Source organism: Streptomyces fodineus, from assembly GCF_001735805.1.
GTDB lineage: Bacteria > Actinomycetota > Actinomycetes > Streptomycetales > Streptomycetaceae > Streptomyces > Streptomyces fodineus.
The window spans coordinates 102,672-127,773 of sequence record NZ_CP017248.1 but is presented as its reverse complement, the minus strand read 5'-3'; the positions used below and the strand labels follow the sequence as shown (position 1 = coordinate 127,773).

20 protein-coding genes and 6 pseudogenes are annotated in these 25,102 nt (G+C 68.2%); 13 read left to right on the top strand and 13 right to left on the bottom strand.

The features are described from left to right. The first annotated feature begins 76 nt into the window (after positions 1 to 76). Entirely contained in the window at positions 77 to 217 is a 141-nt protein-coding gene (locus tag BFF78_RS45890) for a hypothetical protein (RefSeq protein ID WP_159032903.1), read from the top strand. A gap of 126 nt (positions 218 to 343) precedes the next feature. Continuing rightward, positions 344 to 937, top strand: coding sequence for a phytoene/squalene synthase family protein (locus BFF78_RS00640; protein WP_069776452.1), 594 nt, complete (start codon positions 344 to 346; stop codon positions 935 to 937). A gap of 1,050 nt (positions 938 to 1,987) precedes the next feature. On the opposite strand, the gene BFF78_RS00630 is transcribed toward BFF78_RS00640, so the two are convergent. The 4 genes and pseudogenes from BFF78_RS00630 to BFF78_RS00615 form a co-directional block, all read right to left on the bottom strand. Continuing rightward, complete coding sequence (locus BFF78_RS00630) at positions 1,988 to 3,148, bottom strand: oxygenase MpaB family protein (protein WP_069776450.1); 1,161 nt, start codon at positions 3,146 to 3,148, stop codon at positions 1,988 to 1,990. 97 nt (positions 3,149 to 3,245) lie between these two features. Next, complete coding sequence (locus BFF78_RS00625; protein ID WP_069776449.1) at positions 3,246 to 4,298, bottom strand: polyprenyl synthetase family protein; 1,053 nt, start codon at positions 4,296 to 4,298, stop codon at positions 3,246 to 3,248. After that, positions 4,291 to 4,569 (bottom strand): polyprenyl synthetase, encoded by a 279-nt coding sequence (locus BFF78_RS00620; RefSeq protein WP_069783282.1) that lies wholly within the window; start codon positions 4,567 to 4,569, stop codon positions 4,291 to 4,293. The genes BFF78_RS00625 and BFF78_RS00620 overlap by 8 nt, the downstream gene beginning before the upstream one ends. Positions 4,570 to 5,112: 543 nt before the next feature. Beyond that, positions 5,113 to 6,025 (bottom strand): annotated as a pseudogene (locus BFF78_RS00615) (IS982 family transposase). A gap of 111 nt (positions 6,026 to 6,136) precedes the next feature. On the opposite strand from BFF78_RS00615, the gene dnaN reads away from it, so the two are divergent. Next, the gene (dnaN, locus tag BFF78_RS00610; protein WP_069776448.1) at positions 6,137 to 7,276 is read left to right on the top strand and encodes a DNA polymerase III subunit beta; all 1,140 of its coding nucleotides are present in this window, start codon (positions 6,137 to 6,139) and stop codon (positions 7,274 to 7,276) included. 72 nt (positions 7,277 to 7,348) lie between these two features. On the opposite strand, the gene BFF78_RS00605 is transcribed toward dnaN, so the two are convergent. Then, entirely contained in the window at positions 7,349 to 9,046 is a 1,698-nt protein-coding gene (locus BFF78_RS00605) for an IS1182 family transposase (RefSeq protein WP_193433389.1), read from the bottom strand. A gap of 409 nt (positions 9,047 to 9,455) precedes the next feature. On the opposite strand from BFF78_RS00605, the gene BFF78_RS47295 reads away from it, so the two are divergent. Continuing rightward, entirely contained in the window at positions 9,456 to 9,869 is a 414-nt protein-coding gene (locus tag BFF78_RS47295; protein WP_193433388.1) for a hypothetical protein, read from the top strand. 82 nt (positions 9,870 to 9,951) lie between these two features. Here BFF78_RS47295 and BFF78_RS00595 read toward each other — a convergent pair whose 3' ends face one another. Next, the gene (locus BFF78_RS00595) at positions 9,952 to 11,040 is read right to left on the bottom strand and encodes a phage tail sheath family protein (RefSeq protein ID WP_069776447.1); all 1,089 of its coding nucleotides are present in this window, start codon (positions 11,038 to 11,040) and stop codon (positions 9,952 to 9,954) included. Positions 11,041 to 11,524: 484 nt separating this feature from the next. On the opposite strand from BFF78_RS00595, the gene BFF78_RS00590 reads away from it, so the two are divergent. Beyond that, positions 11,525 to 12,334, top strand: a complete 810-nt coding sequence (locus BFF78_RS00590) for an ATP nucleotide 3'-pyrophosphokinase (RefSeq protein ID WP_069776446.1) — start codon at positions 11,525 to 11,527, stop codon at positions 12,332 to 12,334. A 478-nt stretch (positions 12,335 to 12,812) separates the two neighbouring features. Here BFF78_RS00590 and BFF78_RS00585 read toward each other — a convergent pair whose 3' ends face one another. The 4 genes from BFF78_RS00585 to BFF78_RS00570 all read right to left on the bottom strand — a co-directional run bounded on the left by BFF78_RS00585 (position 12,813) and on the right by BFF78_RS00570 (position 16,757). Continuing rightward, positions 12,813 to 13,229, bottom strand: a complete 417-nt coding sequence (locus BFF78_RS00585) for a hypothetical protein (RefSeq protein ID WP_159032902.1) — start codon at positions 13,227 to 13,229, stop codon at positions 12,813 to 12,815. 107 nt (positions 13,230 to 13,336) lie between these two features. Continuing rightward, positions 13,337 to 13,666, bottom strand: coding sequence for a hypothetical protein (locus BFF78_RS00580; protein ID WP_069776444.1), 330 nt, complete (start codon positions 13,664 to 13,666; stop codon positions 13,337 to 13,339). 324 nt (positions 13,667 to 13,990) lie between these two features. Then, positions 13,991 to 15,337 (bottom strand): IS630 family transposase, encoded by a 1,347-nt coding sequence (locus BFF78_RS00575; protein ID WP_079161050.1) that lies wholly within the window; start codon positions 15,335 to 15,337, stop codon positions 13,991 to 13,993. A gap of 73 nt (positions 15,338 to 15,410) precedes the next feature. After that, positions 15,411 to 16,757, bottom strand: a complete 1,347-nt coding sequence (locus tag BFF78_RS00570) for an IS630 family transposase (RefSeq protein ID WP_079161050.1) — start codon at positions 16,755 to 16,757, stop codon at positions 15,411 to 15,413. A 49-nt stretch (positions 16,758 to 16,806) separates the two neighbouring features. On the opposite strand from BFF78_RS00570, the pseudogene BFF78_RS44445 reads away from it, so the two are divergent. Further along, a pseudogene (locus tag BFF78_RS44445) lies at positions 16,807 to 17,049 on the top strand (transposase); the annotation flags it as partial. Between the two features lie 64 nt (positions 17,050 to 17,113). On the opposite strand, the gene BFF78_RS00560 reads toward BFF78_RS44445, so the two are convergent. Then, positions 17,114 to 17,518, bottom strand: a complete 405-nt coding sequence (locus tag BFF78_RS00560; protein WP_069776442.1) for a nuclear transport factor 2 family protein — start codon at positions 17,516 to 17,518, stop codon at positions 17,114 to 17,116. A 188-nt stretch (positions 17,519 to 17,706) separates the two neighbouring features. Between BFF78_RS00560 and BFF78_RS47580 the strand changes: the two are divergent. Together BFF78_RS47580 and BFF78_RS00555 are read left to right on the top strand one after the other, a co-directional pair. Further along, a pseudogene (locus BFF78_RS47580) lies at positions 17,707 to 17,829 on the top strand (PaaI family thioesterase); the annotation flags it as partial. After that, positions 17,804 to 18,136 (top strand): annotated as a pseudogene (locus BFF78_RS00555) (enoyl-CoA hydratase-related protein); the annotation flags it as partial. The pseudogenes BFF78_RS47580 and BFF78_RS00555, both read left to right, overlap by 26 nt. A 611-nt stretch (positions 18,137 to 18,747) precedes the next feature. Here the strand turns inward: BFF78_RS00555 and BFF78_RS47575 are convergent. Then, a pseudogene (locus tag BFF78_RS47575) lies at positions 18,748 to 18,861 on the bottom strand (alpha/beta fold hydrolase); the annotation flags it as partial. Positions 18,862 to 18,894: 33 nt separating this feature from the next. Between BFF78_RS47575 and BFF78_RS45880 the strand changes: the two are divergent. Continuing rightward, positions 18,895 to 19,374: pseudogene (locus BFF78_RS45880) on the top strand (transposase); the annotation flags it as partial. A gap of 263 nt (positions 19,375 to 19,637) precedes the next feature. After that, positions 19,638 to 20,516, top strand: coding sequence for a GNAT family N-acetyltransferase (locus BFF78_RS00540; protein ID WP_069776439.1), 879 nt, complete (start codon positions 19,638 to 19,640; stop codon positions 20,514 to 20,516). Positions 20,517 to 20,823: 307 nt separating this feature from the next. Here the strand turns inward: BFF78_RS00540 and BFF78_RS44440 are convergent. After that, positions 20,824 to 21,626, bottom strand: a protein-coding gene (locus BFF78_RS44440) for an IS5 family transposase (protein WP_193433386.1) whose coding sequence is annotated in 2 segments (ribosomal slippage) — positions 20,824 to 21,278 and positions 21,278 to 21,626 — 804 coding nt in all. Because the reading frame shifts where the segments join, the coding sequence is not laid out codon by codon here. Between the two features lie 350 nt (positions 21,627 to 21,976). On the opposite strand from BFF78_RS44440, the gene BFF78_RS00530 reads away from it, so the two are divergent. From BFF78_RS00530 to BFF78_RS00520, 3 genes are all read left to right on the top strand, one after another. Continuing rightward, a complete protein-coding gene (locus BFF78_RS00530) occupies positions 21,977 to 22,804 on the top strand; it encodes an alpha/beta fold hydrolase (RefSeq protein ID WP_069776437.1) in 828 nt (275 codons plus the stop codon). Between the two features lie 84 nt (positions 22,805 to 22,888). Beyond that, a complete protein-coding gene (locus tag BFF78_RS00525; RefSeq protein ID WP_069776436.1) occupies positions 22,889 to 23,305 on the top strand; it encodes an ester cyclase in 417 nt (138 codons plus the stop codon). Between the two features lie 250 nt (positions 23,306 to 23,555). Next, positions 23,556 to 24,245: an FAD-dependent monooxygenase gene (locus BFF78_RS00520; RefSeq protein ID WP_069776435.1), complete on the top strand. Its 690-nt coding sequence runs from the start codon at positions 23,556 to 23,558 to the stop codon at positions 24,243 to 24,245. Positions 24,246 to 25,102 lie beyond the last annotated feature (857 nt).

Below are 25,102 nucleotides of genomic sequence, written 5' to 3'. Positions count from 1 at the left end.
ATCGTAGCGCGGACGATGGCCGATCGGCCTGCTGCTGCTCTCCCGGCGGGAGGCGCTGAAGCGCTCGCGCAGCGAGATGACCGTCCTGGAGGTCGCCGCGTCACTGGTGGCACGCTGCGCGGTGCAGCCCGGCCCGGTCCTCCAGACCGTCGGTGGCGACGAGCTGCGGCTGATCGTGCGGGCCCTGCAGGAGACTGCGTACGGCCACGCGCGGTGACGCGGCCCCCGGCTGGGCATGGTCGCATAGCGAGGGGTGGGGAGTTTCAAGGCTCTGTCCGCAGTGCCGTGAATCGCCAGGTCAGCAGCTGGAACGGGGGATCGTTCCGGCAGGGTGTCGCCTGCCGTGGCGAGCGAGACGGCCGAGGATGTGCTGTTTCCCGGGATCGATGTGTGGGTGGAGCGAGTGAGCGATGCCTCCGGCGTCCTGGTGGTGGAGGCGGTGTCGACGGCTCGTCCGGGTCGGTGCCCGGACTGCCGGAAGCTCCCGATCCTGCTGCTCATGGGGGCACAGCAGCCGCTCGACAGGCATGCCGTCGACTGCGTCACCACAATCTGCCTCGCCGCCCACCTCTCCGGGCAGATCCGCGACGTCAACGACGACGCACGCGCCGGGCAGCTTTCCTTCGCCGAAGCGGAGCTCCGTGCTTTCGGCGTCGCACCCGCCGACCTCGGGCGCGCGACCAGCACCCCGCAGGTGCGGGAGCTGATCCGCTTCCAGACCGACCGCGCCGCTCAGCTCTGCGCCGAAGGCCGCACGAAGCTGGACACCCTGGCACAGCCCGCCCGCCGGGACGCCGCCACGATGCTGGCCATGACGGAGGCGACCATCACACGCATCCGTCAGGCCGACCACGACGTCCTCGCCCGCAACGTCACCATCGGGCGCACGCGCAAACTGGCCATCGCGGCCTCAGCCTTCCTGCGGCCTCGGGCCTGAGTCCGAGGCGGCAACCGGACGTGGGCACCACCCCCGCACACGTGTCGGCCTGGCGGACCGCCTCTAAGGGCCTGGACGCTCCACCGACTTCTGGCGAACGGCGAGGATCGCCTGCCGGATCTCCGGCCGGACGACCCGGCCGGTCCTGCGTCGTGTCCAGCGGCCGTTGGCGCAGGCCAGCACCAGTTCCCCGACATGCGGCGCTCACAGACGGATCAGCGTGCGCTCGCTCATGCGCTGCAATCCGAGGAGCTCAGCCTCCAGCGGGTCGAGGCCGGCCAGTTCTCTGGCCCTGGTCTTGCGGCGCTGGATCAGCGTGGTGCGGGCCGGATCGTATTCGGCCCGCGGCTCGCCCGGCCGGGCCTTGGCCGGGTGACCGTCACGGAACCCGGTGACCGCTTCCCGGCCGTGCTCGGCCCGCAGGCGGGCGCGCCGGAGCTGGAGCGGTGTCAGGTCCGCCAGAGTCCGCGGCTGGGCCCGCCGTCCGTCCCGGCCGGACAGCTCCCCCCCGCCTCCGCCAGGGGCTCAGGGCGGTGATGCATGAGCCAGCTGACCGTCCGGTCCGTTCGGCCCGCCGAGCTGACCAGGACGACACGACCGTGCTGGGGCTCCACCTCGTCGACGACCCAGTCGATGCCGTCGATCCGGACCCGGCCCCAGGCGCCAGGTCAAGCAGCCTCTGCGCGGCCGTCACCGGGACTCCTTCCAGCCCGCCGGCCAGACCAGGGACGAGTCGCCCAGCGGACGGCCCAGGTCGAAGCCGAGCGGCGGTGCCAGAGCAGATGGACCGCGTGGGCCCGGCCCACCGCCGGCAGCCGCGTCGCCTGTACCAACTCCCCGAACGCAACCGGCTCGTCGGCAGCGGCCGCGAGAAGAGCAGGCTGGCAGCATTGGCAGCCGAGTCGGCGTGGGGCGCCGGGCGGCCAATCGATGGAAGCCTCGAACAGCAGAAGTTTGAAAGCCACACCCGGCACCCCTGGGCGGGTGAACCAAACGAAGGGCTCACCGCCTCCCGCAGAACAGCGTAGGGAAGGTTGAGCGACGTGGCGGTCAGGAGACTGTGGCGGCTGGTGGGGTCCATCGGCGGGTGCGGGGCATCGCGCTGGAGATGCCGTAGTCCTTCTTGAGCTGCTCGGGGATGGCGTAGTGCATGACGCGTCCGCGGGTGAGAGAGGACAGCTCGAAGACGGTCGTGAGGTGGCCGAGACGGTCCAGGGCCCAGGCTCCGAGGGAGGAACGGTCCTCGATGGTCTCCAGGACGCCGAGGAGGTGGGGCACGGCCTTGACGACGGTGTCCCACGGGGTATGCGGCACGTGGAGCCAGTCGGCGCAGGTGTCGCCGATGAGGTACCGGATGAGAGCGGAGACGATCGGGTCGAAGAAGGTGCCGGGCACGATCTCCTCGTAGAGATCGATGAGCTGCCGGGTCAGATGCGCGCCCTCTTCGGAAGGCCCCATGTGCCGGATCATGTACAGGTCCAGGAACTGGCGGGCCTCGTCGAGCGTCTTCGGGGCCGCGTCCTGGTCGATGCCGAGCATCGCACCGACCACCTGCCAGGCGTAGTAGTAGGCTTCCGCTCCTTCCTGCGACATGTGGATGCCGAGGCGGTGCAGGGTGTCCAGCACGAGCAGGGAGAAGAACATCTGCCCGCCGATCATGTCCTCCTGACAGATCGGCACTCCCAGCGCGTCGGTGTCCCAGCGGTTCTCGCGCCCCAGGTGGTGGCGGATGGAGGCGTGCAGGAGGCGGACCTTCTGGGCGGCGGGGATGAAGCGGCTGCCGGCTTCGAAGGCGTCGGGCTGCATCAGGTAGACGGTGAACTGGCCCGTCTCGGCCATGCGTTTGGAGGGGTACTTGAGCCCGTGGGTGGCCGACAGCAGCTTCGCCACGTGCGGTACGACGTAGCAGGCGGGCATGGAGGCGAAGGACAGCGCGGTGGAGATGTGCACGTTGTTGTCGATGAAGAACAGCCGGGCCTTCTCCATTTCCGACCAGTCCACCCAGGACGGCGGGACACGGGTGGCCTCAAGGTACTCGCGCGCCACGTCCGGCAGACCCTCGGGAAGGGGAGCACCGGCGGTGGAGACGTAGCGCATCAGGGTGTTGAACGTGCCCACCTGGCCGCGTTCGAACAGTGCGGCGACGGTGGCGTCGGCGAGTTCGTCACCGGCCTGCCGCAGGGCGTCCATCGATGCCTGGGTGTATGTCATGGCGGGGCTCCTTGTCTTCCACGGGATCGTCCATGAGCGGCGGGAGGGGCATCGGCCGGACATGGCAGCGGGGTCGCGCCACCTCGGGTGCACAGGGTCAACAGAGGCGGTCCGCGGCCGACTGCGCCAGCGCGGTCAGGGCAGCGTCGGCGTGCGTGGGGGCATCCAGCTCGTGAAGCGCGCCGAGCGCCTCCTCGACTCGTGCGCTGATCATGGCCTCGATGCGGTCGGGTGCCTTCAGCCGGCACATCACCTCGCGGACCGCGTTCAGAGCATCCACGTCCAGACGGCGACGGCCCAGCAGGGCGTGCAGCCTCTCGCGGTCGTCGTCGCCGGCGAGGCGCCAGGTCTCTGCCAGCAGCGCGGTGGGCCGGTGGCCGCGTACGTCGTCGGCGTTGGCCTTGCCGGTGCGTTCCGGGTCTCCGAACAGGCCGAGCAGGTCATCCCGCAGCTGGAACGCCTCGCCCAGCGGCAGCCCGTACGCCGAGTAGCCCTCACGCAGTCGCGTTCCGGCCCCGGCCAGAGCACCCCCGATCAGCAGCGGCTGCTCGACGGTGTATTTGGCGGTCTTGTAGCGGACCACCTTCAGCGACGCAGTTGTATCCGGGCCGGCCCCGGTACGCAGAATCTCCAGGCACTCGCCTGCGACCAGTTCGCGGGCCATCACCGACCACAGGGGGCGGGCGCGGGCGAGGTAAGCGGCCGGCAGACCGCTGTTGGCAAACAACTGCCCGGCCAGTGCCATCAGCAGGTCACCCACCAGCATCGCCAGCGACCTCGCGGCTGCCTCACCCCGCGGACGACGCCGTACAGCGCCGCGTAGAGCGACATGGGCCGTGGGTCGCCCATGCCGCAGCGGGCTGTCGTCGATGAGGTCGTCGTGCACGACCGCGGCGGCGTGCACCAGCTCCATGGACGCCGCCGCCCTCACCAGCACATCGCTGTCCGGCTGCCCGGCCGCGCGCCAGCCCCAGTAGCAAAACGCCGCCCGCAGCCGTTTGCCGTCCGCGACCGCGGCCTCCAGCTGCTCGGCCACCGGGCCCAGAAGCGGATCGATCGCCGCGAACCGGTCGGCCTCCTGGGCGACGAACCGGCGCAGCACCTCGTCGACACGGATCTTGAACGCGGCCAGCTCCCACCGGTCAGTCATCAGCAGCGGTCTTCCGAGCCAGGGCGTGCCGGGCCAGGACCTCCAGGTGGGCCGGCGGGACGGCCGCGTACCGGTCCAGCACCAGACGCCCACGCGCCGCGAGGTCCTGCTCGGCCTGCGCCGCCAGCTCAGCAGCGTCCGAACGGCGCAGCAGGCCCCGCACCGCCCCCACGGCCGAACCCAGCGTGCTCACCGCCAGATCGGCCAGCCCTGCCACCAGCAGCACCGCCTGCTCGTCCAAGCCCCCGCGCCTTCCAACTTCTCGCGTCATGCTCTCCCCCCACAGCACATCTCGGCGGCGCCGGTCACGCGCCGTCCGTTCGAGCATCGCGTCACCCCAGGCGCGAACACGGAAGAACTCACGATCGAGTGATCACATCGATCGGCCGTACGGATCACCGCTGCTGCAGTCCCGCGCCCCATGCCAAGCAACGACCAAATGCTGGAGCTCTATGGCCTGTTCAAGCAGGGCATTCGACGCGGCGGCGAGCAGAGCGAACCCCCAGGGCGCTGGGGAAAGCCATCGGCGGGCGGGTGCCGGTGAGAGATCCATGTGGCCGACCCTGGCAGAGGGTGCCCGCCCCTGCGGATCTGGCAACGGAGTGACCGGCTGATCTCTGTCCCTGGACAGAGGCGGTTGATTGCCCTCCCCGGCTAGGGTCGGATGCGTGTGAGCAACAAGCTCCCCTACACGGCTACGCCCAGTACGCCGACCTGACGATGCGCGCCCCGGACGCCAAGGTGCCCGCGATGCTCCTGGAGGTCGACCGCGTCAGCAAGCCCGTCGACGACCTAGATGATCGATTCCAAGGGGTCAGTGGTCGAAGGCGATCAGTGAGCGTAGGACGGCTTGTCGCGTGTGGTCGTTGTGCCAGATCGCGGCGGTCAGTGCGAGGATCCGCTGCATCACCCGGGCGATGACGCCGCGGGGTGTGCGGCCGCGGTGATGTTCGAGATCGAGCTGGCCCTTGAAGGTCTCGTTGATCGACTCAATGACCTGCGTCAACGGCTTGAACAAGGGCGCTCCGGGCCGCTCGGGCTCACCCTTGCGGCCAGCCGCAGCAGTTGGATGGCATGCTCGGCCAGTTGATGTTCGAAGTCGCGGCCGAAGTAGTTCTTGTCGCCGATCAGCGTCTGCCCGGGTCGGTCGGCGACGAGGTCGGGTTCGGCCGCGAGCAGGTCGAGCAGGGTCTCGCGCTCCTCGGCCTTCGCACCGGTCAGCGCGAAGGCGACGGGCAGTCCGTGCAGGGTGCATACCAGGTGCAGACGCAGGCCCAGAAGAACCGGCTATGGCTGGCGCAGTAGCCGTATTCGGCCCATCCGGCCAGGTCGGAGCGCTTGACGGTCTCGCGCGAGCGACCGCACTCGACGGGTGTGGAGTCCACGAGCCACACGTCATCGCTCCACACGGAAGTGTCGGCGGCAAGAAGCCTGGTGATCCGGCGGAGCAGCTCGGCGACCTTACGCAGCCGCTTGTTGTAGCCGGGCTGCTGAGGCAGGTACGGGAAGAGATGCCGCAGGTGGCAGCGAGCGTGGCGGAGCCACTTGGCCTCGGAGGTGAAGCCGAGCATGGCCTGCATCATCGCGAGCGTAACCAGCTCGGCGTCGGTCAGCTGCGGCGCGATCCCTACCGTGGGCCGCCATGGCGCGAGATGCGGCGACTCCTTCAGCAGGTCGTCGGTTTTCGTATAGAGCGCGGTCGCGAGGGAGTCCAGGTCGGGCGTCACCACCAGATCGTGGGCTTCCTCGCCCTGATGTGCCGGGACGGACCGAGCGTTGTCAGTGGTGACGTATAGCGTGCGCGGACCAACTGGTGCGACGCGATGGGGGATGTACGGATGGATTTCCGGATCGAGCGAGGCGCTCTTGCCGAGGCCGTGGCCTGGGCGGCCAGGTCGTTGCCCTCACGTTCTCCTGTGCCTGTGCTGGGTGGCTTGATGCTGGACGCGGCGGAGGGACGGCTGCGTATCTCGGGCTTCGACTACGAAGCGTCTGCGACCATCGAGGTCCCGGCGGAGACGCTGACAGCCGGTCGGGTGCTCGTGCTCGGGCGCAGACTGCTGGGTATCTGCCGGGTATTGCCCGATGCGATGGTGGCGTGCGCACTGGAAGGAACGCGCTTCACGATGGAAGGGGGCGGTACGCGCTTTGGGCTGTCGACCTTGCCCATGCAGGAGTATCCGGCCCTTCCCGAGCTTCCCGCCTTTTGCGGAACGTTGGACGCGGCAGAGTTCGCGGCGGGAGTCACACAGGTCGTGATAGCCGCCGGCCGCGACGACTTCCTCCCGGTGCTCACGGGGATCCAGATCCGGCTGGATGGTGAGTCCATGACGTTGGCCGCTACGGATCGATACCGGTATGCCGTGCGTGTGGTGCCGTGGAAGCCGGAGGGGGCGGTTTCCGATGCGGTGGAGGTAGTGGTGCCCGGCCGCAGGCTGACCGAGATCTCCCGTGCGCTGGCGAAGTCGGGGCTGATCCGCATCGGGGTGAGCGGCACGGGTGGCTCGGGTGGTGGCTTGATCGCCTTCGAGGGAACCGGGATGTGTACGACACTGCGGTTGCTGGAAGGGCGGCTGCCGCGCTACGACAAGTTGTTCACACTGGACAGGCCGGCAGTCGCGGTCACGGAGCGGGAGGCACTCGCCGACGCGGTCCGCCGTGTCGCGGTCGTCGCGGAGCCGAACAGCCCGATCCGGCTCGACTTCTCCGTACAGGGAACTGTCCTCCTGCAAGCGGGGTACGAGGACGACATCGCTTCGCAGCAACTCGCGGCTACGTTGGCCAACGCCGATGACCTGGCGGTCGCCTTCAACCCCGCGTACTTGCTGGAAGCCCTCAACTCCTTCAACGCCTCCCAGGTGCGCTTTGAACTTCTGGGCCCCGGCCAGCGGGCACTACTCAGTGGCGTACCGGACGAGGATGACCTGGCACGCGAAGACCACCGCCATCTACTCATATCAGTACGGCAACTGAGCTGACGAACAGCCGGAGCGACCCCTTGGAATAGATCATCTAACTTGACTCTGTCGGGGATCTTGAAGCAGTGGAGGTCAACTGCCCAGCGTTCGCCAGGACTTCGACCGGGGGATGCCGTGCTGGTCCAGGAAGGTCTGGAAGGCGGTCGGCGGTCTCGGCGAAGAGGGTCCCTCAGTCGCGGGCTGACTGCTGAGGCGTTCGATGTTCACGGCGATGGCCGTGAGTACGTGTTGCAGGTGGGCTTTCGGCTGTCCTCGGTAGCGGCAGTGGCGCATGCCGTGTCCGTGAGCGAACTCGTTGATGGTGCCCTCGGCTCCGGAACGCACCGCGTAGCGGGCCTTCCAGTCGGGGGTCTGCTGCTCGGCGCGGACGCGGAGTTGCAGGTCGCGGAGTTCTCGTGGGGGAAAGCCCACGGTCCGGGCGCTGTCGGCGGTGGCGGTGCACCGGGTGCGGACCGGGCAGGGGCGGCACTGGCTCTTGGTGAACCGGGCCACGATCAGCGGGGCGGCGGTGGGCGAGGACGTCGGGTAGGGGCCGTGCCAGCCGGCGCTGACCTGGCCCTGGGGGCAGGTGACCTGCCGGCGGTCGAAGTCGATGTGGAAGTCGTCCCGGTCGAAGCCATCGTTCCTGCGGTGCTGGCGGGTGAGGTTGCCCGGCAGTGGGCCGCTGAGGGTGATCTGGTGTTCGCGCTGGGCTCGTTCCAGGTGGACCAGGGAGGTGTAGCCGCCGTCGACCAGGTGCTCGGCGGGCAGCAGCCCCCGGCGCGCCAGGCGGGCGTGGATACCGGGCAGGGCCTGGCCGTCGTTCGTGGCGGCCGAGGTGGTGGCCACATCCGTGATCACGTTGACGCCGCCAGAGGCACACGTCTCGGTGACATGCGCGGCGAACCCCTTCCAGCTGATGATGTGCCCATGGCGGACGTAGCGCGCCATAGTGTCGTAAGGGGAGACGACCGCCGAGGAGGAGGGCGGCAGCCCACCGTCGTCGGCGGTGCGCCAGCGCAGGCGGCCTGCCGCGTCGCGGTAGTAGTTCTGCACGACGATCTGCCGCAGGGCCTCGGCCTGCGGGCCGGGCCGGTAGCCGGTTCCGTGCTGGTGGAGTAGTTCCAGCAGTCGGCAGGCGTCGTCGCCGGCGGCCAGGATCCTGGTCTTGGGTCGGGTGGGGTTCTTGCCCAGACGGACCGGACGGCCGTAGCGGCGCCCCCAGTCCTCGTCGACCAGGCCGACCAGCAGGTGCCCGGCCGTGCGGGCGACTTCTTCCAGCGCGGCACGGACGGCCTCGGTGACCAGTTCCAGCCGGGTCAGGTCGCGTACCGCGGCCAGGACGTGGGTGGAGTCGGTGCGCTGTGTGGTGCGCTCGCGTACGAGTCCGGCCTCCTGCAGGCGGGCGAGCGCCAGATCGAGAAGTCGGTCGGCGCGGTCGTCCCGAGTGAGGCGCTCGCGGAAGTCGGCCAGCACACTGTGGTGGAAACCGGGATCGTCCAGCTCCATGGCCATGGCGTACTTGAAATCGATGCGGCAGCGGACCGCTTCCGCCGCCTGGCGGTCCGACAGCCCCAGCACGAACTGCAGCACGCAAACGGTGGCCAGCTGGGCGGGCGACAGACCCGGACGGCCGTCGCGCGGGTACCAGCCGGCGAAGTCCTCGTCGTGCCACAGCCCGTCCAACCGGTCCCGCACCCACATCGCCGTCGTACCGTCCGGGTTGCTCGCCCGCGCGATCTGTGCGGTCAGAGACGGGACTTGCTCACCGGAACGGGAACGGAGGGACAACGCACACCCCAACAGCTACATCGGCCTGCGGAACAGCCCCGATCATGCCCGTTGGTCATGTCGCTGGACCGGGAAACTCCAAGATCCCCGACAGAGTCAAGTTAGTGGCCAAGCTGCGCGGCTATCACGAGTGGTTCGAGCTCCTGGCGCCGAAGGCCGACGCGAACAAGGAGAAGGCGGCCCGCTCGTACGGAGGACCGGCAGTGCACGCCTTCCGGTTCTGGTCGCGCCTTTATCCGGCGACCGGACGGGAGGGCTACGTCCCGGTGGCGTTCCTGTTCACCGGGAAGAGCGCCGCGCAGCGACGAGCCGGATACGGCGCCTGGAGCAGGCCGCCCGCGCCTACTTCGCCGGCACCCCCTACCCGGGGAGGGAGGCGGGCATCACGGCCGTCGACTACCACCAGGCGGTGCCCGTGGTCGTCACCGAGCTGGAGCGGATCACCGCCGACCCGGCCGGTGCGGCCGGCGCGGTGTGGCGCAGGCTGGGGCGGGGGGAGTGGCAGACGCTGCACGAGGCTCTGGACAACCCCGACGGCGACCGGCTGTATGCCGTCCAGCACGAGCAGGCGTGCCGCAGCCGGGCGGAGCGCGAGGCCGCGGAGCGTGAGGCGCAGCGGCCGGTGTGCATCGCCTGCGGCCAGAGGTTCACCGACGACCGCTGGAACGCCGTACGGGGACGCTGGAAGATCGAGACCGACGGCCTGTGCCGACCGTGCCTGGATGCGCACCGCGAAAGGGCCGAGGCTGCGAGCGCGGCCCGTTACCCGCCTCCCACCTCCGCGGCCCTCTTCTCCCGGTCCGCGTTGCGCTTCGGCCACTGACGGTTTGGGTAGAGCCGCACCCGCGGGCGGGCCGGTGTTCGTCGCCCACCGACGCCCCGGCGCCGGGGCCGGCCGACGAGTTCTACGCGTCGGTGCTCGTGATCTGCGTGATGGAGAAGGAGAGGAACTCCGCGGGCCGGACCGGGGCGATACCAATCTTGATGACCACCTTGGCCGCTCCGTCGGTGTTGTTCGTCGCGTCGCAGGCCACGAAGAACGCCTCCTCCGGTGTGCGCCCCTGAAGAGCGCCCCCACGCCACTGGTCTGCCAGGAAGGAGGTGACAGCCGATCGGAGCCCGGCCCGGAGCTGCTCGTCGTTCGGCTCGAATACGGTCCATGTCGTGCCGGTCCGGATCGAGTCCATCAGGAAGCTGGTCAGGCGGCGTACGTTCAGGTACCGCCAGTCACGGCTGCTGGAGAGCGTACGGGCGCCCCACACGAGACTGCCGCGGCCTGGGAAGGAACGCAGGCAGTTCACGCCGACATCGTTGAGCTGTCCGTTGTCGTGGTCGCTGAGGTCGAGCTCCAGCTTGTCCACGCCGTTCAGGGACTGGTTCGCCGGCGCCTTGAACACGCCGCGTTCGGTGTCGGTGCGCGCCCAGACTCCGGCTACGTGACCGCAGGCCGGTGCCAGGCGCGTCGTGCCGGCCACGCTCTCCACGCTCGCCCACGGGTAGTAGATCGTGCTGAAGGCGGCCGCGTCGCTGTCCGCGGAGATGTCGAACAGCCTCGGCACCTTCGCGGCGTCGGACGGGGTGAGTCCCTGTTTCGTGTGCAGGATGGCCAGCCGGTTGACGGCCTGCGCACAGTGCTGGGCCACCGCACGGCCGATGACCGGCGCATCCTCCTCGTCTCGCCACAAGTCTGGAACCGCCACGATGTTGACGTCGGCGACGTCTTCCAGCGCGGAGAGCGCCGACTTGTAGCCCTCGACACGGCCACCGGAAGCGGAGACCCCGATCACGTAGCACGTCGTGCCGCCGCCGGTGAAGAAGCCTTGTACGGCATCGGGCAGGAACGACGTGGTGTCCTTGACCGCGTCCGGGTACGCCTGCGCGAACTCCTTCCAACTGCCGACCCGCGCGGGCTGCTGCGGACCGGCCGTGAACTCTCCGATGAACGCCGCGGTTGAAGTACCCGTGGGTGTGATTACGCGCGTACCATCCAGCATGGCCGGCCTCCTTGAATCCCTAGAATCGGACAGAGACGGATCCTGACGGACACGCCTGCCTCGAGCCTAAAGATCAACATGGCCCCTGATCAGGAACGTCTCTCCATCGAGTGAACTATGCGCGTTTCCCTGGACAGCGGGCGCGGCGGACCGGCAGGGCGTGGCTCACACCTCACCGCTGGCGTCCGGATCACACAAGAGGCGCAGGCCGCTGACAGTTACCGTCCGTGGTCGGTCGGAGCGCGGCTGCCGCGCTCGGGCGTCCAAGGTTCGCCGAGACGATCACCGGCTCGGAGGCTGGCTGACAGCACCGCACCGCCGCACGATTCCGCCGCCGGACGGCGCCATCACGCCAATGCCCCACATCTGGGTCTGCTTCGCGGTACTTCTCCGTCCTTCCTCCCGTTGTCCCCGGCGACGATCCCGCCCGCCCCGTTCATCGGTGCAGGCGGTGCCACGCGCCAAGAAGGGACACTCCCGCCGCATGAGCACGCACCACCTGGGCCGGGCGGCCGCCGTACTGGCCGCCGCTCTCGCCCTGGCCACCGCCACTACCGGGCTCACCGCGTACGCCGCCGACCCCTCCGACACGACGGGCAAGCACACCACCGCCATGCGCAGCGGTGGCGGTGCGAGGCAGTGCGGCGACGACCCGGATGGCTGGGAGCGCGACGGACTGTGCCTGAACGCCGCGGACAACCGCAAGGTCGACGCGTACCTTGCCCGTGCCCGCGCGGCGGAGCCGTCGATCAGCCGCGATGTACGGGCTGCCGCCGACCTCAGCCAGGCTGAGCTCGTCGGCTTCGACCACCGCCTGAAGTCCCCCGACTCCCTCAAGCGGAAGGTCGCCACGGACCTCAAGGAGCATCCAGAGCGCAACACCGACGACGTCCTGGCGCGCCTGAGTGACGCGGTGCGCTACACCCTCCAATGGCCCGACGGCGGCTACGTCACCGGTGTCACCATCGCCTCGGAGGTGCTGTCCGCCAGGGGCAGCGACACCACGAAGTGGTCCAACACCTGGGGCCGCGCAAAGGGCTACAAGGGACTCAACACGGGCTGGCGCGCGCCCGTTTCGCGGCAGCTGTTCGAGGTGCAGTTCCACACCCCGGCGAGCAAGTTCGCCCAGGAGGAGACGCACAAGCTGTACGAGGAACAGCGGCTGCCGTCGACCAGCCCCGAGCGCAAGAAGGAGCTGCAGGACCAGCAGGACGCGATCTTCGCCGCAGTACCCGTCCCGGACGGCGCTCCCGCCCTCGCTCCACCCGCCACTCGTGTGGCGCCAGCAGCCTGACACCCACTGCGCAGTCCCGGCCGCCTGCCCGGGACTGCCTGTGACTGGGCCCGGCTCACCGTCCACACCCTCACAGCCCTCCAACGAACAGGCCGTGCAAACCCTGACCAGAAGTGCTCCGCTGGGCCTTCAGCAGACTCGGATGAACTTGGCGCTGCCTCAGGAAGCCTGCCCAGCCGCTGTGTTATGCGACCGCTCCGAGTTCACCTACGGGAGGTACCAGACTCGGTTTCCTCGGGCCTACTCTCTGCGGTGGCCGCCGCTTCCGGGCGCTGGCGGGTGATACGCGGCTCCACTTGTCCGGTGACAGCGTCCGGACGGGAGATACGCCGATAGGGCCGTTCCTGGGATCAATCCACTTGCCTGTGTGAACCTACGCGGGTTCCGCGTCCGTTTTCATGTAGGTCTGCGGACGTCCGCTGGTAGGGAGGCAGCAGTGCAAGACCCGGCAGGGGCGGCGCGGCGTCGCCCGCCGTGTTCACCGGCTGCCTCTGGCGGTGTCGCGGCGGGGCCGGTTCGGCTCCCGGCCGATCTGCGTGGCGACCTGCCTGATCTCTGCCTCGCCATAGGCGGTGCGGATCCCGGAAGGGCTGTACCCGGCGTGGCGGGCGAGTTCCTCCAGTCCGTAGGGGCGGCTGCCGTGGAACTCCCTTGCCCAGGCCAACTGTTGCCGGATCCGGGCATCTGCGGCCTCCTTCTGTGCCTTCAGGTCGTCGAGCGCCGGCAGCAGCGGGTCCGTCTGGAACTCCTGACTCGCGGCCTCCAGGCCGAGAGCGTCGTTCTTGCGCTGCTCCTCGACCTGTTCGCAGACATCGGCGTAGCAGTCCTCGGGGGTGACGGTGCCCGGTTTGGGCATGGGGTGGCGCAGGGCGGCCAGTTCTTCAATCGGATACATGATGCGGCTATCGCGGAAGTTTGCGATTGCCGCAATGGGTTGCCGTGCTCTCAGAACGCTGGCACGCGACCGACCCCCGCGCCTGGGTCGATCGCTGCGCGCACAGATCATCGACGTAGCTCCAAGGCGAGGACGTGCAGGGCGCGGCGGGTCTCGCAGAGTGTGGCGTCGTCCGTGCACTGCTCACACATGCCAGGGTGGGAGGTGCGCGCCGCCAGCACGGCACGGCGCGTGCAAGTCCGGCAGGCGCGCGGGAACCAGTGGCCGCCGTCGGTCTTACGCTCGCCGAGGTCAATGGCCGTCGCAGTCGACAACGGCTCGCCGCCCCATACGCACTCGGCGCCGCGCGCCCGGGCGTCCGGCAGGACTTCCAGCGGCGGCAACAGGATGAGTGGCAAGAGATCGGCCGGGATGTCGACCAAGGCTTTGGCGGTCATGACCAGCGCACCGCTCTCCAGGCCTGCCGCAGCGGCTCACCCTCGGCGCAGGGGTTGGTGCCATCCGCACAGGCGGGCAGTCGCTGTAGTGGAGGATAAGCGCCTTGTAGGCCGCGTACGACGGTTTCGCCTCGAAGGCGTTCATGACCTCGACAAGCGCTTCGCGGCCTGTCTGCGCTGGTCGCTCCCCGGTAGGCGCGCAGGCTGTACGGTGCATGGTGTCGACGCTCCTCGCAGTGTCGGCCACGCCCCGGGAGGCTCCGCCGCCTCGCCGGGGTTACTTGTGCCCTACGACGCTAGTGTGATGCGCCTGAAATCGCAGGCTTAAGTCTCTCGCTGATTTTCGGTGGCTGGCGGAGTGAGCTTGGTGAGGTAGTCGGCGAGGGATTTGAGGATCTCGTCGGCGGTCTTGGTCCAGGTGAAGGGCCGGGGGTTCTCGTTCCATGAGTCGATCCAGGCCCTGATGTCCTCCTCCAGCGCCTTCACCGAGGTGTGGACGCCTCGGCGGATGAGCTTGTCGGTGAGCAGGCCGAACCACCGCTCGACCTGGTTGATCCAGGAAGAGCCGGTCGGAGTGAAGTGGACATGGAAGCGGGGGTGCTTGCCGAGCCAGGTCTTGATCTCGGGGGTGTTGTGGGTGGCGTAGTTGTCACACACCAGGTGCACATCGAGCCCGGCAGGAACCGCCTTGTCTATCGTGACCAGAAACTTCTTGAACTCGACGGCCCGGTGGCGGCGGTGCAGTTCACCGATGACAGTGCCGTCGGCGATGTTGAAGGCGGCGAACAGGCTGGTGATGCCGTGTCGCAGGTAGTCGTGGGTGCGCCGTTCGGGCATGCCCGGCATCATCGGCAGCACCGGCTGCGAGCGGTCCAGCGCCTGAATCTGGCTCTTCTCGTCCACGCACAACACCACGGCTTTCTCCGGCGGGTTGTGGTACAGGCCGACGACGTCGACGACCTTCGCGACGAACTGCGGGTCGGTGGAGAGCTTGAAGGCGTCCTGCAGGTGCGGCTTGAGGTCGAACTTCTTCCAGATCCGCCCGATGGTGGACTTCGACAGCCCGGTGCGGGCGGCCATGGAGGCCCGCGACCAGTGGGTGTCCTGGCCCGGGGCGGATTCCAGCGTCGCGACGACCACGTCCTCGACCTGGTCGAGCAGGATGGACGGCGGCCGGCCGGGCCGCGGCTCGTCGACCAGACCGTCCAGCCGCCGCTTGACGAACCGGGCCCGCCAGCGGTTCACCGACTGCTCGCTCACCCCGAGCTCGGCCGCCACCTGCTTGTTCGTCCCGCCCTCCGCGCACCGCAGCACGATCCTCGCGCGCAGAGCCAAAAACTGCGCGGTCTTCGCGCGCCTCGCCCAACGCGTCAGCTGAGCCCGTTCGTCATCACTGAGCACCAGCTCCGACTTGCGTCGGCCCGGCCGCGGCTCATCCGCAAGCCCGGCCATCCGCCGGGCAGCAAACCGCGAGCGCCACTTCCTCACCGTGTCCGCGGTTACCTTGAACTCCGCCGCCACACGCGTATTCGGCTTCCCATCCGCACACGCCAAGACGATGCGTGCCCGCTCGGCGAGACGGGGCGCCACTGCCCCGCCCGCCCAGCGCAACAACTCGGCGCGCTCCTCATCGGACAGCACAACTTCGACGGCACGAGGACCCCGAGACATGAAAACAGGCTACAGACTTAAGCCTGCGATTTCAGGCGCATCACACTAGTGTGATGCGCCTGAAATCACAGGCTTAAGTCTCTCGCTGATTTTCGGTGGCTGGCGGAGTGAGCTTGGTGAGGTAGTCGGCGAGGGATTTGAGGATCTCGTCGGCGGTCTTGGTCCAGGTGAAGGGCCGGGGGTTCTCGTTCCATGAGTCGATCCAGGCCCTGATGTCCTCCTCCAGCGCCTTCACCGAGGTGTGGACGCCTCGGCGGATGAGCTTGTCGGTGAGCAGGCCGAACCACCGCTCGACCTGGTTGATCCAGGAAGAGCCGGTCGGAGTGAAGTGGACATGGAAGCGGGGGTGCTTGCCGAGCCAGGTCTTGATCTCGGGGGTGTTGTGGGTGGCGTAGTTGTCACACACCAGGTGCACATCGAGCCCGGCAGGAACCGCCTTGTCTATCGTGACCAGAAACTTCTTGAACTCGACGGCCCGGTGGCGGCGGTGCAGTTCACCGATGACAGTGCCGTCGGCGATGTTGAAGGCGGCGAACAGGCTGGTGATGCCGTGTCGCAGGTAGTCGTGGGTGCGCCGTTCGGGCATGCCCGGCATCATCGGCAGCACCGGCTGCGAGCGGTCCAGCGCCTGAATCTGGCTCTTCTCGTCCACGCACAACACCACGGCTTTCTCCGGCGGGTTGTGGTATAGGCCGACGACGTCGACGACCTTCGCGACGAACTGCGGGTCGGTGGAGAGCTTGAAGGCGTCCTGCAGGTGCGGCTTGAGGTCGAACTTCTTCCAGATCCGCCCGATGGTGGACTTCGACAGCCCGGTGCGGGCGGCCATGGAGGCCCGCGACCAGTGGGTGTCCTGGCCCGGGGCGGATTCCAGCGTCGCGACGACCACGTCCTCGACCTGGTCGAGCAGGATGGACGGCGGCCGGCCGGGCCGCGGCTCGTCGACCAGACCGTCCAGCCGCCGCTTGACGAACCGGGCCCGCCAGCGGTTCACCGACTGCTCGCTCACCCCGAGCTCGGCCGCCACCTGCTTGTTCGTCCCGCCCTCCGCGCACCGCAGCACGATCCTCGCGCGCAGAGCCAAAAACTGCGCGGTCTTCGCGCGCCTCGCCCAACGCGTCAGCTGAGCCCGTTCGTCATCACTGAGCACCAGCTCCGACTTGCGTCGGCCCGGCCGCGGCTCATCCGCAAGCCCGGCCATCCGCCGGGCAGCAAACCGCGAGCGCCACTTCCTCACCGTGTCCGCGGTTACCTTGAACTCCGCCGCCACACGCGTATTCGGCTTCCCATCCGCACACGCCAAGACGATGCGTGCCCGCTCGGCGAGACGGGGCGCCACTGCCCCGCCCGCCCAGCGCAACAACTCGGCGCGCTCCTCATCGGACAGCACAACTTCGACGGCACGAGGACCCCGAGACATGAAAACAGGCTACAGACTTAAGCCTGCGATTTCAGGCGCATCACACTAGGACCACGACAAGTACCGCCGGCTGGTTTGGGACCTCGGCGTGAAGCCACTGATCGCCCGGCGCGGCACCGAGCACGGTTCCGGACTCGGCACTCAACGCTGGGTCGTGGAGCGTGCGTTCGCCCACCTGCACTGGTTCCGTCGCCTGCGGATCCGCTGGGAGATCCGCGACGACATCCACGAAGCCTTCCTCACCCTCGCATGCGCGCTCATCTGCTGGAGGCGCTTGAAGCCCTTGCAATAGGAGCGCTTGGAACTTCAACAAAGTGACAGGCTCGTCACCCGGCCGACCCGAGCAAGGCCAAGAATCAGGCTCCGGCGATGGTCCGGCCCGGCATCCGCTCCGCGAGCGCGGCCCGCCAGGCCGGCGCGTCGAAGGGGTCGGCGAAGTACTGCGTCTCGTGCATCACGTGTTGGTCAGCGAATTCCATGATGCTCACCGAGTACGAAGGCACACCGTCGTAGGTGATGAGGCATTCGCTCACCCACAGATTCGCATGGCCGGTGATCCGCTGGACGGTGAAGTGTCGGTCGGCCGGGTGCCCGCCGCGTTGTGCCGAGATCGCCGCTCGGCCCCGGAACCGCTCGCCTGACTGCGGGTAGTCCAGGATCGCGTCCGTGGCGTAGATGGCGTGCTCGGCTTCGGTGTCCCCGCGTTCCGAGGCCCGCCAATGCTCCTCGACAGCGGCCCTGGTCCGGGAGTCAGCATTCATGGCACCGCCCTTCCGTAGCGGTGACAGCCTAGGCGCTTCGGGCCACAGCCGACTGAGGGCAAGCCGGGCCTGGGCAGCCAGGTCCTCCCTTTGGCCGGATCGGAGGGCGGCAGCCGTCCACCGTGGCAACGGTGTTGAGTGACCGCCACCCGGCTCACCCCATCCCCGAGCCATTCTGTTAGGAGTTCTTCGTCCTGGTGCCGGGCGAGGAACACTACAACCCGATCGGCAGCGTCCACGGCGGCGTCTATGCCACGCTCCTCGACTCGGTGGCCGGCTGCGCCCCGTCTGATGCGCGCCGACCGGGGCTTCTGGTGCCTGCCCGAGGCGGAGATCAACATCCCCTTCACTCCCGGCATGTCCGCCCTCATCCAGTCCCGGCTGACCCCGCAGACGGCCCACCAGGCCATGGTCTCCGCCCGCCGTTTCGGCGGCCGGGAAGCCGCCACCGCCGGAATCGTCGATCAGGCCGTGGACGAGGGCGCCCTGCGCACTACCGCCCTCGAACTCGCCCAGGCTCACGCGAGCAAGGCTGGCGACAGCCTCGGAACCATCAAGTCGCGCATGTACGCCCCTGTCCTCACCACGCTCTGCGACACGACCAACCCGCTGGGCTGACGCCATGCCGGGGGCGGTCGTCGGCCCGGGCGGGGCACGAAAACCGCACCCCCACCTCCCGGCCCGTGATCGCTACCGTCCGGATGCGCCACGGCAAGCCAGCCGACTCCCGCGGCACCCCGAATTCCGTCGGCGAGGGGCTGACCCCCGCTCGTGAGGCTGACTGCACCGGTTGCGCAATCTGCGCGCCGACCCGCAGTTCTGCAGGGGGTCTCACCGCCGTTCGTCAGCCGTCTTCTGGCCAAGGATCCCGCATAGCGGTCGACCGGTGGCGAGGTATGGGACGCCCTCAAAGAGATCAACGACCGTCACTCCGAAGAGCCGCAGCCCAGCAGCGGCTTGGACCTCTCCGGTGAGGTGGTCGTCAGCCATGCTGAAGCCGCCGACGGCGCGGCCATCCTCCTGCGCAACGCAATCGACCACGGTCAGGATGCCGGGGCTACGAGGCGATCGTTACCGGCAAAGGATCCGGCACCGCGGTGTCGGGGCGCAGGGTGAGGCCGCTGTGCAGGAACTGCTCGATGTCGGTCGGCCCGAGTCCGAACGCGCGGGCGTTCCTTCGTCGTCCTGGGCGAAGGCGAGCAAGAACTTGCGGCTGGCAGGGTCGGCTTCTACTTGTTGAGGAATTCCAGCAGGTCCCGGTTGAACCTCTCCTTGTCGCCCGGCACCATCGCGATGCCGTGGGAGCTGCCCTCGTACACCTTCAGCTCGGCGTTCGGGATGCTGCGGCTGGCACGGCAACGGCGGTCGCGGTCTTCACCCTGCGGCTGCTCGCCCGTCGAGTCGAGGAACTCTGTGATGAGATCGCCGCTCTCAAGCAGCAGATGACCGACGTGATCATGCAGCACATTCCGCAGCTGCTTGCCTGCTACGGCGTGGGTCCGGACACCGCCGCGGCGCTATTCATCGCCACAGGCGACAATCCTGAACGACTCCACAGCGAAGCTTCGTTTGCCTCGCTCTGCGGGGTGAGCCCAGTCGAAGCCTCCTTGGGCAAGACACAGCGCAGAAGGCTCAATCGAGGCGGCGACCGTCAAGCCAACTCGGCTCTCTACACGATCGCCCTTGCCCGACTCCGCTGGGAGACACGCAGCCGCAGCTACGTCGAGCGACGCATCGCCGAAGGCAAGACCCGACGCGAAGCCATCCGCTGCCTGAAACGCTACGTCACCCGAGAGCTCTACACGATCACCATTCGAGCCCATGCTCGGCCCCGCGACCAGGCCCTGGCAGCTTGACATCCATAGGGGCATCAAGCTCGCGGTCCGCTATGAGGCGACCGTCCTCGTCGCGGCCATCAACGAGTGGCTGTGACCACACACGCGCACCGCCTTTTCGATAACCCGTTGCCCAGGAGCCAATCGGCCAGCTAGTTTCACCCAGCCGCCTGCATGGGTGCAGGTCGGCGCTGTCGACGAGGAGGTGTGGAGCACATGCGCAGGAGTGCCCAGGAGTTGAGCTCGCGTACTGACCTTTGCCACCTCCTCACGACGGAGACACCTTGTCCCTTCGCATCACCCCACTGACCGACCCCGCTCACGGGCCGCACGGCCGGCGTCTTGCCTGGTTGGCGTCGGACGCGGATTCCATCCCTGCCGGGACGGCCTTTCTGCGCCTGTTCGATGGCGGACAAGAGCACCTGGCCGAGCTCGACCTCCGTGTTCATCCCGCAGAGCGCCGCAAGGGCGTCGGCTCCCGGCTCCTCAACACCGCGGTAGCCACCGCCCGGGACAACGCCCGACGCTGCGTTGTCGCGCAGGCAGAAGCCGGATCGCCCGGCGACCACTTCCTGGCAGCACGCGGTTTCCGGAAGGTCCTCACCTTGAGGTTCACCCGCTTGCCACTGGCTGACGTGGATACCGCCGTCCTCGCCGAGATCATCGAGCGTCCGCATCCCGGCTACCGGCTGATGTCATGGCAGGGAACCGTCCCCGACGACCTCGCCCAGACGTTCGCCGCCTCACGCCGCGCCATGGACGACATGCCCATGGACGACACCGACTACGGCACCGTGACCTGGGACGTGGACCGCGTGCGGGCCGCGGCGAAGGCCGTCGAACAGCGCGGCGACCACCTGCACACCGTCGTCGCCATCGACGCCTCCAACGGCTCGATCGCCGGGTTCACCGAACTCGTCATCCCCGGCAGCGGCACAGGTGACGGCCAACACTACGGCACCGGTGTGCTGCCCGAGCACCGTGGACACGGCCTCGGCCGATGGATGAAGGCCGAGTCGATCCGACAAGCCCATAGGGACTATCCGGACCTCGGTGGCCTCCTGACCGACACCGCCGACAGCAACACGCACATGAGACAGATCAACGACGGTCTCGGCTACACACCCACGCACACGACACACCAGCATCAGCTCGACCTTTAGCAGAGACCGGACGGGCCGGACCGGGGCATCACCCCGCCCGGCCCGTCCGCGCTTTCGATACACGCGCTAGCGTGAAGGGCCCCGGCTAGTGGGCAGCGCCGCACTGCTCGGGACTCTGTCGCGCCGCGCCCGTCCGCTGGGCCGCCTCGTGCGGTCAGCCGGTACAGCCGGGGACGGACCCGCGCGGGGCGCAGACAGCTGGTGGCCGTCGCCCCGGCGACCGAAGCGGCGAACGCCCCGCCCGCCCCGGGCCCAAGGCAGAGAATAAGTGGTGCACCGCCTCTCTTTTCCGGACTAACACCGTGTCCTACATGGTCAGTTTGAGGAGGCGTTTGTAGCAGCAGAGGGCGGCGGCGAGGCCGAGAAAGGCCAGGTAGTTGCGGGGATGCCGCTCGTAGCGGGGTGACAGACGCCGGTAGCCAGTCAGCCAGGAGATCGTGCGCTCGATGACCCACCGACAACGGCCCAACCGTTCGCTTGAGTCGATTCCCTTACGGGCGATACGGACGCCGATGTCGTGGCTGTGCAGCCATTGCCGCAGGTCAGGAAGGTCGTAAGCTTTGTCGGCGTGCAGTCGCTGGAGCTTGGAATGGTCACCGTGGGATTCGTGTCCTATGTGGAAATGGGCGACCGTCGGCTTCAGCCCGAGGCTGTCGTGGGTGTTGGCGGCGGATACTCCGACGCGAAGGGCGTCGGACAGGACGTGCATCTTGGAACCCGGCCTGCCCCGGTCCACGGGCGACGGACCTGCAAGTTCGCCCCTTTTTTGGCGCGGACGTGAGCGGAGTCGAGTACCGCCCGGGACAGGTCGACCAGGCCCTGGCCGGCGAGCATCTCAAGCACCTTCCGGTGCAGCCGTCCCCAGACGCCCGCCCGGGACCAGATCAGGAACCGTCGGTGCACCGTTGACTTCGATGCCCCGAAACAGGGCGGCAGAGCCCGCCAGGCACAGCCGCTGACCAGCACGTAGACGATCGCCGCGAACACCGCCTCGTCATCGATGTTGGCCACCCCGCCACCCTGCGGCCGCACCCGCGCCGGCGGCAGCAAAGGTCTGGCGATCTCCCAGAGCCCCTCCGGCACGATCCATCCCCACCGCCCACTCCCCATGACCCAACCAACGACCAACTGACCATGTAGGACACGGTGTTGGAGACGGGCCGAGTCATGCTGTCGTGGCCTGTCTCCTGATACCCACCCTGGGCCCTTATTGGTGCCGGACTCCATGCGCCTTTCGATACTAGCCACGGGTGTGTGCTCACGGTGGTCTGCCCCGGCGTGCTGAAGTGGGGCGTCCCGAGTAGCGTGGGGAAGAGACTGTACGGAACGGCTGCCTTCACCAGTATCGCCCTCGCCCTCGCGGGCGTTCACTGCTGGTCGGACGTGGTATTCACATGCCCGGCTCGGGCGCTGAATGGCCGTGAAGGGTGGAGTTCCGAACAAGTGCTAGCGAGGCGATCATGGCCTTTGCCGCTGCCAAGGACGGCACACAGATCTACTTCAAGGACTGGGGGGCGGGTCAGCCGGTGGTGTTTTCCCACGGCTGGCCACTGATCGCGGATGCGTGGGATCCGCAGTTGAAGCTGATGGCGGACAACGGTTTCCGGGCCGTGGCCCACGACCGACGTGGAGGCGGGCGGTCCGACCAGCCGTGGATGGGCAACGACCTGGACACGTATGCCGACGACCTGGCATCGGTCCTGGAGAACCTTGATCTCCAGGACGCCATCCTGGTCGGTCATTCGACGGGCGGCGGAGAGGTGACGCGCTACATCGGCCGGCACGGCTCGAGGCGTGTGGCCAAGGTGGTTCTGCTCGGGGCGATCCCTCCGTTGATGCTCAGGACGGAAGCGAACCCGGAGGGGCTTCCGATCGAGGTCTTCGACGAGATCCGGCAAGGTGTGCTGACGGACCGGTCCCAGTACTACAAGGATCTCAGCGCTCCGTTCTACGGTGCCAACCGCGAAGGTTCGACCGTGTCGCAGGGGACCCGTGACGAGTTCTGGCTCTGGAGCATGACGGTAGGCGTCAAGAGCGCCTACGACTGCGTCAAAGCGTTCTCTGAGACTGACCTCACGGGGGACCTCAAGGAGTTCGACATCCCCACGCTGATCATTCACGGCGACGACGACCAGATCGTTCCCATCGTGGCATCCGCGAAAAAATCGTCGCAACTGGTCAAGGACGTGACCTTCAAGGTCTATTCCGGTGCTCCGCACGGCCTGTCGATGGTGCCGGAGTTCGCGGGACGGTTCAACAACGACCTCCTTGAATTCGCACGCGGCTGACCGACCAGGTGTCGTTTCACCGGTCTTCCCGCGTTCACGCGGCCGGCGACAGACCACTGGCAGGCGCGAGCCCGAGGAGTGCCCATGTCTCAGCAAACGAACATCGCCGCACAGACCGCTTTCGCAGAGGCGGTCATCACCGGCGACCTCGCGGCCCTCGACGTGATCGTCGCACCCGACTCGATCGACCATGATCCAGCCCCAGGGCAGCTGCCGGGGCCCGAAGGGTACAAGGCCATGTTCGCCGATCTGCGGGCAGCCTTTCCCGACCTGCACGTCGCGGTGGAGCATCTGGTGGCCACCGACGACGAGTTGGCCTTTGCCTACACCATCACCGGAACGCATCTGGGGCCGCTGATGGGACGGCCGGCGACCGGCAGGAAGGCAAGCTACCGGGGCATGCAGATCAGCCGCTTCGACAGCGACGGAAAGCTCGTCGAACGCTGGGGCAGCAGCGACGAACTCGGCATGCTGCGCCAACTCGGACTCACCGAGTTGTGACCCTAAGAGCGGGATTTCCGATGGTACCGGGAACAACCAGCTCGCACGCGATCGGCCACCGTTCCTATCCATGCGGTGCCGAGAGGACGCTTCGGGTCGGCGGAATGTTGAGGTCCTCGGATGGCAAACGGTCAGGTGCGCGGTTCGCCGGCTCAACTAGCGAGTCCGACAAGCGGAGCTGATACTGACAAATATCGATGCTAACAGCGGGTCAGTTCGAGGCTATTCCGACCAAGACGTGGCATCAGCGGTGGATGTTCTGGTAATCGGGGCCGGGCCAACCGGGCTTCTGCTGGCGGGCGACCTCGCCGACTCCGGGGGCAACGTCACGCTCGTGGAGCGGTGCGATCACGAATCCAACCTGAGCCGCGCCTTCAGCATCCACGCACGAACCATGGAGGAACTCGACGCCCGGGGCCTGGCCGACGAACTACTCGCTCTCGGCTCACCGGTCCGGGCGCTGCATCCGTTCGGCCGCATCAGCATCGACTTCTCCGGCCTTCGCACACGCTTTCCGTTCCTGCTGATCGTCCCCCAACGGCAGGTGGAGCGCCTTCTGCTGCGCCGGGCCGAGGAAGCGGGGGCAACGATAGTGCGGGGGACCCGGGTGACAGGGATACGGCAGGACCCGGGCGGCGTGGACGCGGAAACAAACCATCCGGACGGTGCCACGGCCACACTTCGAGCGCGCTACCTGGTCGGCACCGACGGAGCGAGCACCACCGTCCGGCAGAGCCTGGGCATGCCGTTCCCCGGCAAGTCGGCCATCCGCTCCGTGATGCTGGCCGATGTACTGCTTGAACGCGTCCCTGACGAAGCTTTCAATTTCGCCTCGAACCAGCACGGCTTCACCTTCTTCGCGCCGTTCGGGGACGGCTGGTACCGGGTCATCGCCTGGGACCGGCAACAGCAGCAGCTGCCCGACGACTGCAGCGACTGAAGACCCGGGAGTCGGGGCAGAGACAGGAGTGGGGGAATCATGGTGGCGTTTCACGCATCCGTGCTGGACGGAGTCGCCCGCAATCCGTCGCTGCCGACACCGCTGCTACTGCGCCTGCTCGCCTTCGACGGGGGCGGTGACCGTCCGCCCTGAGACGCCCGGTTGCGGTGATTCTTGCCCACCCGAACCCGGGCGTCTGGATCGACTTTGCCATGAGCGCCAGGGCGGAGCCTGCACAGCGGGCCCGGCTCGTGGACGATCCTTCTCCCAAGGTGCGGGCTGCTCTTGCATACGGACCCGAGGTGTACCACCCGCGAACAAAGGTCGCGCCGCTCCCGGACGCCGCGTGCGTCCGCCTGCCCGACGACCCCGCCCCTTCTGTCCGGGCGGCACTGCTGGACTCGCCTCATTTGGCGCCGTCGTTCGTGGCCTCGATGGCCACTCATCACAGTTCGGCAGCGCGCCGGAAAGCGGTGCGTGCATGGGAGATTCTGCCGCCGGGCGAGCGGTCGGCGCTGCTGGCCGCCCCTGACCCCGAGGTGCGGCGGGCCGCCGCACTGTGGGAGTGCCGGCGGGACGCACGCGTCACCGCCGAACTCCTCCGCGATCCGAAGTCCGCCGCCGAGGCGCTGAGCCGAGGGCTCCTCGCCCGCACCGACGCCGAGCGGTGCGTCGCCGAGCGGACGCACCTGGCGGCCCTCGCCGAGAACCCGTCGTTGCCCGCCGACCTCGTGGAGCGGCTCGCCGTCGACTCCGACGCTGGTCGCGGAGCCCGCGTTCCCCCACCTGCGCTGGTTCCGCCGTCTGCGGATCCGCCGGGAGATACGCGACGACATCCACGAGGCCTTCCTCAGCGT

What these genes read in the sequence shown, in the direction of transcription:
- BFF78_RS45890 (WP_159032903.1), top strand. Translation starts at nt 77, where the DNA reads ATGACCGTCCTGGAGGTCGCCGCGTCACTGGTGGCACGCTGCGCGGTG.
- BFF78_RS00630 (WP_069776450.1), bottom strand. Translation starts at nt 3,148, where the DNA reads ATGACATACACCCAGGCATCGATGGACGCCCTGCGGCAGGCCGGTGAC.
- BFF78_RS00625 (WP_069776449.1), bottom strand. Translation starts at nt 4,298, where the DNA reads ATGACTGACCGGTGGGAGCTGGCCGCGTTCAAGATCCGTGTCGACGAG.
- BFF78_RS00620 (WP_069783282.1), bottom strand. Translation starts at nt 4,569, where the DNA reads ATGACGCGAGAAGTTGGAAGGCGCGGGGGCTTGGACGAGCAGGCGGTG.
- dnaN (WP_069776448.1), top strand. Translation starts at nt 6,137, where the DNA reads ATGGATTTCCGGATCGAGCGAGGCGCTCTTGCCGAGGCCGTGGCCTGG.
- BFF78_RS00595 (WP_069776447.1), bottom strand. Translation starts at nt 11,040, where the DNA reads ATGCTGGATGGTACGCGCGTAATCACACCCACGGGTACTTCAACCGCG.
- BFF78_RS00590 (WP_069776446.1), top strand. Translation starts at nt 11,525, where the DNA reads ATGAGCACGCACCACCTGGGCCGGGCGGCCGCCGTACTGGCCGCCGCT.
- BFF78_RS00585 (WP_159032902.1), bottom strand. Translation starts at nt 13,229, where the DNA reads ATGTATCCGATTGAAGAACTGGCCGCCCTGCGCCACCCCATGCCCAAA.
- BFF78_RS00580 (WP_069776444.1), bottom strand. Translation starts at nt 13,666, where the DNA reads ATGACCGCCAAAGCCTTGGTCGACATCCCGGCCGATCTCTTGCCACTC.
- BFF78_RS00575 (WP_079161050.1), bottom strand. Translation starts at nt 15,337, where the DNA reads ATGTCTCGGGGTCCTCGTGCCGTCGAAGTTGTGCTGTCCGATGAGGAG.
- BFF78_RS00570 (WP_079161050.1), bottom strand. Translation starts at nt 16,757, where the DNA reads ATGTCTCGGGGTCCTCGTGCCGTCGAAGTTGTGCTGTCCGATGAGGAG.
- BFF78_RS00560 (WP_069776442.1), bottom strand. Translation starts at nt 17,518, where the DNA reads ATGAATGCTGACTCCCGGACCAGGGCCGCTGTCGAGGAGCATTGGCGG.
- BFF78_RS00530 (WP_069776437.1), top strand. Translation starts at nt 21,977, where the DNA reads ATGGCCTTTGCCGCTGCCAAGGACGGCACACAGATCTACTTCAAGGAC.
- BFF78_RS00525 (WP_069776436.1), top strand. Translation starts at nt 22,889, where the DNA reads ATGTCTCAGCAAACGAACATCGCCGCACAGACCGCTTTCGCAGAGGCG.